Genomic DNA, 5,761 nt, shown 5'->3' with positions numbered 1-5,761 from the left:
CTCCCGATCCCTTCCCGGCGGCCAGCCTGCCGGTGAACCTGCCGACGATCAAGAACCAGAAGATCCTGGTCGACGGCACCAGCACGCCCTTCCTCGACGGCGGCGGCGCGATCTCGGTCAAGGCCGGCCGCGACGTCGTCGGCGCCACGCCGGCCGCGGCCGACAGCGTCACGAGCTGGGCCTGGCGCACGCAGGTTAGCGGCACCAACGGCGCGGCCCAGTCCGTCTGGTTCTCGCGTTATGACCTGTTCCGGCAGGGCATCGCCACCTTCGGCGGCGGCTCGGTGCAGGTCACGGCCGGCCACGACCTGATCAACGTGCGCACCGCGGCGGCCAACAACGGCTGGGTCATCAACGGCACGGGCGGCGCGGCTTCGCAGCTGCAGCAGTTCGGCGGCGGCTCGGTCTACGAGAGCGCCGGGCACGACATCGTCAACGGCAGCGCCTATGCGGCCGGGGCGTTGCTGCAGGTGAAGGCCGGCGGCCGCATCACGACCGACGCGGCCAGCAGCAACGACAGCGAGACCGGCCTGCAGCTCGTCTACCAGGACGGCGAGGTGCGCGTCAGCGCGGCGCGCGACCTGAGCGTCGGCTACGCGGCCAGCTTCGCCAACCTGATGGCCGAGTCGGCCAACGGCACGGCCTCGCTGCGCACGACGGTGACCGGCCTGTCCAACGAGGCCTCGCTGCGCCTGCAGTCCACCGCCGGCGACGTCAGCTACCTCGCCCGCAGGCAGCCGCTCACCGGCAACAGCCAGGCCGATGCGCTGGGTGCGCAGCTGCCGGGCGACGTGAGCCTGGAGGCGCCTGCCGGTTCGGTGAACCTGCTGGGCGGCGTGACGCAGATCGCCACGCAGGGCGGCGGTTTCCGGGCCCTGGCCGGGCAGGACCTGAACCTGCAGGACATCGTCGTCACCGCGGCCGGCGCCGCGCCGGCGGTGGCCGCGGCCACGCGCACGGCGGCGATCGCCGCGCAGGGCAACACGACCGCCAACGGCGCCGGCGGCCTGGACACCAGCGACCGCAGCCCGGTCGATCTGGCCGCCGCGGCCGGCGACGTGACCGTGGACGGCAGCGGAATCAGCAGCGCGCGGCCGGTGCGCATGACGGCGGGACAGGACATCGTCTTCGTCAACGGCAGCGGCCTCGTCGCCCAGCACCAGCCGCAGCAGCAGTCGGAGATGACGCTGGTGCAGGCCGGCCGCGACGTGGTGCTGGGCGCCGGCAACGGCGGCGTCGTCAGCCGGATCCAGGTGGCCGGCCCCGGCGACCTGGTGGTGCTGGCCGGGCGCAATATCGACCTCGGCGTCAGCGCCGGCGTCAGCTCGATCGGCAACTCAGGCACCAACGCCAATGGCCTCGGCCCGTCGCCCAGCGTGCTGCTGCCATCCACCGGTGCCGACATCACGATGGTGGCCGGCATCCGTGCCGACGGCAGCGACTACCTGAACGCGACGAAGCAGGGCTTCGCGCTGCTGGGCGTCAGTGGCCTGGCGGGGCATGCCGGCGATCTCTATGCGCTGCTGGCCGGCGCTTCGTCGGCCAACTCCTCGTTCAACGCGATGAACGGGGCGCAGCAGCTGGCGGCGCTGCAGCAGCTGCTGGGCACCGGCGCCTACACGGCGGCGCTGGGCAGCTACGCGCAGTCGCTGCCCACCCGTGCCGATGCGACCGAGCAGGCGATCCGCATGGCGGCGCTGCTCGGCACCAAGGTCGGTGATGCCCGCGTGGCCGAGGCGCTGAAGCAGACCACCGCCCAGACCCAGCCGCTGTGGAGCAGCCTGACGCCCGATCAGGCCCGCGCCGCTTTCGGCATGCTGGCGCCCGCGCAGCAGGCGACGGCGGTGCTGCCGCTGCTGGCGCAGGCCTTCGCGGCGCTGCCGGCGCAGGCCCGCTATGCCGCCTTCGGCAGCTGGGCCAGCACCGCGCAGCAGCAGGCGCTGGCGGCCTATGTCCGCAAGGTCACCGGCGAGGCCTCGCTGAGCGACGCCGCGGCGGCGCAGCGCTTCGAATCGCTGCCGCTGGAGCGGCAGGCGGTGTGGCTCAACGGCGTGCTGGTCGGCGAGCTGCGCAGCGCCGGCCGCGCGGCGGCCAAGGCCACCGACGATGCCGCGCAGGCGGCCGACTATGCGCGGGGCTACCAGGCGATCAACCTGCTGTTCCCGCTCGGTGACGCCGGGCGGCCGGGCGGCAGCATCCTGATGCCGACCAGCCAGGTCAAGACGGCGATGAACGCCGGCATCGCGCTGCTGACCCCGGGCGGCGGCGTCGACGCCGGCCAGGTGGCCTCGACCGGCCAGGCGAAGAACCCGAGCCAGCTGGGCATCGTCACGCTCGACGGCGGCGACATCGCCGGCGTGGTGCGCGACAACCTCGCCGTCAACCAGTCGCGCATCTTCACCGTGGGCAGCGGCGACCTGCTGCTGTGGTCCTCGGAGGGGAACATCGACGCGGGCCGCGGCGCCAAGACGGTGGTCGGCGCGCCGGCGCCGGTGCTGCGCCTGGACGCCACCGGCCACCTGTACTTCGACACCTCGGGCTCCTTCAGCGGCAGCGGTATCGCCGTGCTGAACGCCGGCAGCGAGCTGGACCTGTACGCGCCCTCGGGCGCGATCAGCGCCGGCGAGGCCGGCATCCGCTCGGCCGGCAATGCCTTCTTCGGCGCCAAGACCTTCATCAACACCTTCGACTTCAGCGTCGGCGGCAGTTCGGCCGGTGCGCCGCCGCCGGCCGCGCCGCCGGCGCCGGTGGTGGCGCCGGGCGCGAACAACGCCCTCGCCGCGACCTCGGCCGGCACCGCGGCACCCGAGTCCGACGAGGACGCGCGCAAGAAGCGCCGTTCGCGCCGCCAGCTGCTGCTCGAGTTCCTCGGCTTCGGCAACAACGGCAGCAGTTCCTAACTCTTCAGATCGACTGACGACATGCGCAAGACACTGATCGCAAGCTTCCTGCTGGCCGCCGCCGGGCTGGCTCACGCCTCCTGGTGGAACGAGGCCTGGACCGAGCGCGCGAAGATCACGCTCAACACCTCGGCCCAGGGCCTGGAAACCAAGGAGGCCGCGCCGGCGGTGGCGGTGGCGGTGCGCCTGCACTCGGGCAACTTCGACTTCACCGCGGCCAAGGAGGACGGCTCGGACCTGCGCGTCGTCGCGGCCGACGACAAGACGCCGCTGAAGTTCAGCGTCGAGCGCTTCGACGGCGTGAACGAGCTGGCCGTGCTGTGGGTGCAGGTGCCCAGCGTGCTGCCGGGCAGCGACAAGAACGTGTTCTACGTCTACGGCGGCAATGCCAAGGCCGCCGCCGAGGCGGGGCCGGCCAGCGACGGCTTCGACCCGGCGACCGTGGCCGCCTTCCATTTCGGCGAGGGCGCGGCCGACGCGAGCGGCGCGCTGAAGCCGGTCGCGCCGGTGGCGATCGAGGCGAACGGGCTGCTGGCCGGCGCGGCGAAGCTGGACGGCAAGCCGATCGCCTACGCGCTCAGCGACAAGGCCATCGTCGACGCGGGCCGGCAGCTGACGCTGTCGATGTGGGTCAAGCTCGACGACGTCGCCAAGGCGGGGCTGCTGGACTGGGGCGCCCTGAGCCTGCGGGTGCAGGACGGCAAGCTGGTGGCGCGCGGCGAGGGCAAGGCGGAGGTGGCTGGGGGCGTCGTGGGCGCGGCGCACTGGACGCACGTCGCGCTGCGCCTGGGCAGCGGCAAGGCGACGCTGTTCGTCGGCGGCGCGCAGGTGGCGCAGGGCGACATGGCGACGCCGGCGCTGAGCGGCAATCTGCAGCTGGGCGAGGGCGCGCGAGGACTGCTGGACGAGGTGGAGATCGCGAGCACGCTGCGCAGCGCCGACTGGATCGCCGTCAGCGCCGGCGCGCAAGGCGCCGAGAGCCGGCTGGTCGCCTCGCAGCGCGAGTCCCATGACAGCGCCGCGGCCGGGGAGGGCGAGGGCGGCGGCTATATGGGCATCCTGATCAAGAGCCTGACGCCCGACGCCAAGGCGGTGATCGCGATCCTGGTGGTGATGTTCGTGATCGCGGCCTGGGTGATGGTCAGCAAGAGCGTGCTGGTGGGCCGCGCGGACAAGGACAACCAGAACTTCCTCGGCCGCTTCCGCGCCGCCGACGCGGACCTGCTGAAGCTCGGCGGCAGCGATGGCGCGCATCCGCATTCGCCGCTGTACCGGCTCTACGAGGCGGGCCTGCGCGAGCTGGCCAAGCGCAAGGTCGGCGAGGCGGGCAGCGCGCCGCTGTCGGGTGCCTCGATCGATGCGGTGAAGGCGGCCGTCGATGCCGACTTCGTGCGCGAGAACCACAAGCTGAACTCGAAGATGGTGCTGCTGACGATCGCCATCTCGGGTGGCCCCTTCCTGGGCCTGCTGGGCACGGTGGTCGGCGTGATGATCACCTTCGCGGCGATCGCGGCGGCGGGCGACGTCAACGTCAACGCGATCGCGCCGGGCATCGCTGCCGCGCTGCTGGCCACGGTGGCAGGTCTTGCCGTCGCGATCCCCGCGCTGTTTGGCTACAACTATCTCGCCGCGCGGATCAAGAACGTCAGCGCGGACATGCAGATCTTCGTCGACGAGTTCATCACCCGCGTGGCGGAAATCTACGGCGCACGATGAAGCCCCTCGCCCAGTCCCGCCCCGCTGAACGCGGGCGTGCCCGGTCGGTCCCCCGAGGGGACGGCGATGCCCGCGGCGTCGAGCCGCGAGCACATCGCCAGCCGGGCCGGCTTGGGGCGGCCCGGCGCTCGGCCCGAAATACCGGCTTCGACAAAGAGTTCGCGGAGTAGCAGCCATGGCCGCCGACATCAAGACCGAGAACCAGCCCTACGACGACATCAACATCACGCCGATGCTCGATCTCGCCTATGTGCTGCTGGTGACCTTCATCATCCTCACGACGGCTTCGGTGCAGGGCGTCAAGGTGCGGTCCCCGCAGACGCAGGCGCAGAAAAACCTGGCGAAGCCGCAGACCCGCGCGGTGACGATCACCGCCGACGGCGCGGTCTATCTCGACGCCTATCCGGTCGACATGCAGCAGCTGCAGAGCACCCTGGCCCAGTACAAGGCCGCCAACCCGAACCTGCCGGTGGTGCTGAAGGCCGACGCGGCCGCCCAGTACGACAAGGTGATGGAGGTGCTGGAGACGGTGAAGAAGCTGGACATCACCGAGATCGGCCTGGTGACCAAGCGCGCCGGCGCGGAAGGAAGTTGAAGCGATGCAACTCAACACCGATGCCAAGCCCTACGACACGATCAACGTCACGCCGATGCTGGACCTGGCCTATGTGCTGCTGGTCGTCTTCATCCTGATGACGACGGCCTCGGTGCAGGGCCTCTCGATCACCCTGCCCAAGCCCAGCAACAAGCCGAGCACCGAGCACCACGAGCTGAAGATCGTGCAGGTGATGCCCGACGGCGCGCTGCTGCTCAACGGCGTGGCGACGAGCATGGCCGAGCTGGAGTCGCAGCTGCAGGCGGCCCGCGCGCGCGACGACAAGATGACCGTCGCGATCAAGGGCAATGCGAAGGCGCGCTACGACGGCGTCGTCGCCGTGGTCGACCTGTGCAACCGGCTGCAGCTGAACATGGCGCTGGTCACCTCAAGGATCGGCACATGAGCCGGCTGTCGAAGGCCATCTTCGCGCTGGTCCTGCTGGCGCTGTTCGCGGCCGGCTGGTGGGGGCTGTCGCAGCTGAAGGGCGGCAAGGAGGCGCCGCGCCGCCAGGTGGCGAAGATCTCGCTGCTGCCCGACACGCCGCCGC

Annotated in this window: 4 protein-coding genes; all 4 read left to right on the top strand. The window is 71.5% G+C overall.

What is annotated here, in order from left to right; all coding sequences use genetic code 11:
* On the top strand, positions 1-2,900 hold a 2,900-nt coding region (locus B0W88_RS29085; protein WP_144007046.1), incomplete at its 5' end, for a filamentous haemagglutinin family protein.
* A gap of 21 nt (positions 2,901-2,921) precedes the next feature.
* Positions 2,922-4,616 carry a DUF2341 domain-containing protein gene (locus B0W88_RS29080; RefSeq protein ID WP_077038031.1) on the top strand — a complete coding sequence of 565 codons (1,695 nt, stop codon included), beginning with the start codon at positions 2,922-2,924 and terminating at the stop codon, positions 4,614-4,616.
* Positions 4,617-4,791: 175 nt separating this feature from the next.
* Positions 4,792-5,211, top strand: a complete 420-nt coding sequence (locus B0W88_RS29075) for a biopolymer transporter ExbD (protein WP_077038030.1) — start codon at positions 4,792-4,794, stop codon at positions 5,209-5,211.
* A gap of 4 nt (positions 5,212-5,215) precedes the next feature.
* Positions 5,216-5,617 carry a biopolymer transporter ExbD gene (locus B0W88_RS29070; protein WP_077038029.1) on the top strand — a complete coding sequence of 134 codons (402 nt, stop codon included), beginning with the start codon at positions 5,216-5,218 and terminating at the stop codon, positions 5,615-5,617.
* Positions 5,618-5,761 lie beyond the last annotated feature (144 nt).

The organism is Pelomonas sp. KK5, assembly GCF_001984095.1.
Classification (GTDB): domain Bacteria; phylum Pseudomonadota; class Gammaproteobacteria; order Burkholderiales; family Burkholderiaceae_C; genus KK5.
Note: the sequence above shows the minus strand (reverse complement) of the source record. Positions and strands in the feature narration are given on the sequence as shown.

Excerpts from the sequence above, each read along its gene's own strand:
- B0W88_RS29080 (WP_077038031.1), top strand. The coding sequence starts at position 2,922 with ATGCGCAAGACACTGATCGCAAGCTTCCTGCTGGCCGCCGCCGGGCTG.
- B0W88_RS29070 (WP_077038029.1), top strand. The coding sequence starts at position 5,216 with ATGCAACTCAACACCGATGCCAAGCCCTACGACACGATCAACGTCACG.
- B0W88_RS29075 (WP_077038030.1), top strand. The coding sequence starts at position 4,792 with ATGGCCGCCGACATCAAGACCGAGAACCAGCCCTACGACGACATCAAC.